General features: G+C 64.0%; 3 protein-coding genes and 2 pseudogenes. 3 read left to right on the plus strand and 2 right to left on the minus strand.

The window, feature by feature from the left end; all coding sequences use genetic code 11:
* From MKK60_RS08205 to MKK60_RS08215, 3 genes and pseudogenes are all read left to right on the plus strand, one after another.
* Nucleotides 1-128, plus strand: a pseudogene (locus MKK60_RS08205) (IS5/IS1182 family transposase); the annotation flags it as partial.
* A gap of 505 nt (nt 129-633) precedes the next feature.
* The gene (locus MKK60_RS08210; RefSeq protein ID WP_243984998.1) at nt 634-1,047 is read left to right on the plus strand and encodes a hypothetical protein; all 414 of its coding nucleotides are present in this window, start codon (nt 634-636) and stop codon (nt 1,045-1,047) included.
* Nucleotides 1,048-1,421: 374 nt separating this feature from the next.
* Complete coding sequence (locus tag MKK60_RS08215; RefSeq protein WP_147840978.1) at nt 1,422-1,817, plus strand: MucR family transcriptional regulator; 396 nt, start codon at nt 1,422-1,424, stop codon at nt 1,815-1,817.
* Nucleotides 1,818-1,865: 48 nt separating this feature from the next.
* Here the strand turns inward: MKK60_RS08215 and MKK60_RS08220 are convergent, their stop codons facing one another.
* Both MKK60_RS08220 and MKK60_RS08225 read right to left on the minus strand, forming a co-directional pair.
* Nucleotides 1,866-2,258, minus strand: a complete 393-nt coding sequence (locus MKK60_RS08220) for a response regulator (RefSeq protein ID WP_147840939.1) — start codon at nt 2,256-2,258, stop codon at nt 1,866-1,868.
* 827 nt (nt 2,259-3,085) lie between these two features.
* Nucleotides 3,086-3,323, minus strand: a pseudogene (locus MKK60_RS08225) (acetamidase/formamidase family protein); the annotation flags it as partial.

The raw sequence follows: 3,323 nt of genomic DNA on the forward strand, positions 1-3,323 counted from the left end.
GCTTCGGCTGGATCGCCCGCTGCCGCAGGTTGGCTCGCGACCACGAGGCTACCCCGTCCTCTGCGCTCGCCTTCTTCGTCCTCGCCGCAGCCATGATCCTCGTCAGACGGATCGCCCGAGCTTTATGAAACAGGGTCTAAGCCGCGACGAGGTCGGCGGCGAGTTCGATGAAGTTATAGGGTTGAGCTTCGAGTTTTTCGTCCACGACGATCCCTTCCATCAAGAGGATCCACCGCTCCACCCGATGAGGTAGATCGTCAAGGCATACGCATAGGAAACGCACCTCCGCTTTACGAAATTCCGGTCGAACTCACTGTCATATCCGAGCTGAGCGCATCGGCGAGGGGACTATGTCGTGCCAAAGGAACTCCCGTCGCTTGAGCGTTATGCATCTCCTCATTTGGGTGCCATCCCAACCCGATTACGGATCGCGCACCCGACGGTGGAGCCAACCGCGACACCATCAGGCTCTAAGACCAAGCTTTGAACGCCAAAGCCAAGCGAAGCCCTAAGAAACACTCCGATACATTTTCGTGTGTCGTAGGACACGCTGTCGCGAGAACTATCGCAAGGTCTAGCAGTTGCTCCTTTATAACAGGCCGATTCTGATGGGTCGGCTATGGAGTTCACGGAATGAAGAAAATTGCTTTTGCGTCAACGGCTCTGATTGCAGCCTTGGCTTTCACGCCGGTGACCGCTGATGCCCGCGGCTTCGGCGGTGGCGGTGGCGGTGGCGGCTTCCACGGCGGTGGCGGTGGTTTCCGTGGCGGCTTCGGCGGCGGCGGCGGCTTTCGCGGCGGTATAGGCACACCTCGCGGCGGTTTTGTCGGACGTGGGTTTGCCGGCCGCGGCTTCGCGGGTGGCTACGGTCGCGGCGGATATGGTCGGGGACTTGGCTACGGTCTGGCGGCCGTCGGTCTTGGCCTGGGCGTCGGCTACGGCTTAGGCGGCTACTACGGAAACTGCGGTTACGGTGGCACGTACGGGTACGGCGCCTATGGGTATGGCCCAGGCTCGTGCGGCGGGTACTACGGCTACGGGTACTGAACAGCAGCCGCAGGCTTGCGCATGATAATGAGCCCCGGACCGCAGACGCGGCCGGGGCTTTTTTAATGCGCATCGGCCCCGGCTGACCCCATTTTCCGGATGAAGTCTTTCTCCACGGCTGCACCTTGAGTGACGCCGCACTGCCGCGGAGCGTGGTGAAAGCAGCTGGGACCGCCCCGATGGGGCGCCGGGCTGCCTTCTCCTGGAAACCTTATCCGTCGATCATGCGTACAGGTCACGGCAGGACCGCACGATCTTGTGCGAGTCATGCCTTGATTTGGACGAGAGATCGGTACATCTCACGCCAGTAGCGTACATACAGGACAATCGAAGTGACGCAAGAAAACCTGGGGTTAAACCCTGACATGCTCGCAATGGCGGGCGAACTGGTAGCGGCTTACGTGTCCAACAACCGCGTGCCGGCAACTGAACTTCCCGCTTTGATCCGCACCGTTCATGCGACCCTCAACGGCATCGCGAGCGTGACAGCGGCTGGTGGTGTCAGCACCCCGGACGAAGAAGTTGAGAAGCCCACCGCGGCACAGATCCGCAAGTCGATCCGGCCCGACGGGCTCGTCAGCTTCATCGACGGAAAATCATACAAGACGTTGAAGCGACACCTCACGAAGCATGGGCTCGACCCGCGCGGCTACCGGGCGAAGTTCGGACTGCCGGACGATTATCCGACGACGGCCGCCTCGTACTCGGAGGCCCGGTCTGCTCTCGCAAAAAATATTGGTTTGGGCCGGCCAGGTCGCGCAGCCGCCTGAGCAGCGTAGCTCGATGTCGCCTCGATCGGCGAACCGACCAGGCGACCTTCAAAGCTCCATGCCGCGCGCCGATATGATCCGTCGCGTGGCTTTGACCAACATTTCGTCTGAGAACGGCTTGCGCATAAACTGTGCAGCCATCGGCAGCTGATCCTCGGTCGGCGACGCCAACCCGGATACGATGAGGATCGCGACCTCCGGCCATCGTGCCGCGACCGCTTTCGCTAACGTGAACCCGGTCAACGGCTCGCCGGCCAGATCCACGTCCGCGATCATCGCGACAATCTCGGGTCGAGCGTCGAGATGAGCAACCGCAGCATCTACGCCTGTTGCCTCGGCCACCTCGAAGCCGGCATCACCCAGTGCCGCGACCATCGCCATGAGCTGGACTGGCTCGTCCTCTACGACCAACACGGCTGCTCGCGCCTTCGACTCTACCATGGGCTGCGTTCCCGTGCTCCAATTCTCAGGAACGCAACTGACGCGGATCTCGCCTCACCTGCCAGGTTCACGACTTTGAGTCGCGAACCTACTCCGTGCCTCAACCTGCCCCATAGCCGCCCTTCGAGTTGCTCGAGCTAGTGGACGGCGGCTTGCCGTCGTAACCGCCGCTCTCAGGCGTGCGGTCTGGCTTTGGATCGGGCAACCCGGGCGAAGTTGGTCCCGCGCTCTCAGCCAGGGGCGGCGGTGCCTTTGAGGGATCGAGCGGATGACCGGGCGGCTGGGCGCCGGTGGCCTCCGTCTTGGTCGCTGTGTCGTCACTCATGGTGCCCTCGCTCGTGTCCTGTCTGAAGGCGCGCAGGCCACAGGAGTTCCGGCGGTGTGGCAGATCTCTGCGACCAATCGCACCTCGACTTCCACAGCTCCCCCTCTTCACCTTCGAGAAGGACGGCGAACGGTGGGATGCTCGCGTCGGATGTCGGGTGTCGGGCGCCCGGCGCTGCGACCTCGGCCGGCAGCTCGCGGCGCAGCCGGCAGCCGGCAGCCGCGGAGATCGCGAGCGCGGGACGTCGGACCCGCATCTACCTCGCGACCGCACACCGGAACCTCCGGAGAACGCCCGCCTCCCACCGTCGGCGCGATCCGGCCGACGCGGCACGGTCCCCGCGTTTCGCGGTTCTCGACCCCGATCGGTCGCGAGTGGACCCGGCCTGTGATCGGCGATCAACCTGCGCGGAAGATCTCCACGCAAGACCTGCGCGGACGACCTGCGCGGACGACCCGCACCGTGACGGTCGCCCGCGCGGGTCGCGCGGTGATGGCCCCGTTCAGGCCTTGGTCGTCAGGGCGGTCTTGGGCATGAGCATGTGGACGCCCTTGTTGCCGTCGACCGTCTGGGTGATGCGCAGGTTCCCGGCGAGCGAACACAGCATGTAGGCCTGGTTGCGGGTCAGCCCGGTGCGGGCGCAGACGTGGCGCACCATCTCGCGCACCGCCTGCCGCATCGCCTCGTCGAGGCTCTCGTGCAGGCCGATCGTCATCAGGTCGGTGGGCGTCTCGGCGAAC

Origin of the sequence: Methylobacterium sp. J-092 (genome assembly GCF_022829325.1) — a bacterium.
Lineage (GTDB): Bacteria > Pseudomonadota > Alphaproteobacteria > Rhizobiales > Beijerinckiaceae > Methylobacterium.

What these genes read in the sequence shown, in the direction of transcription:
- MKK60_RS08210 (WP_243984998.1), top strand. Translation starts at nt 634, where the DNA reads ATGAAGAAAATTGCTTTTGCGTCAACGGCTCTGATTGCAGCCTTGGCT.
- MKK60_RS08215 (WP_147840978.1), top strand. Translation starts at nt 1,422, where the DNA reads ATGGCGGGCGAACTGGTAGCGGCTTACGTGTCCAACAACCGCGTGCCG.
- MKK60_RS08220 (WP_147840939.1), bottom strand. Translation starts at nt 2,258, where the DNA reads ATGGTAGAGTCGAAGGCGCGAGCAGCCGTGTTGGTCGTAGAGGACGAG.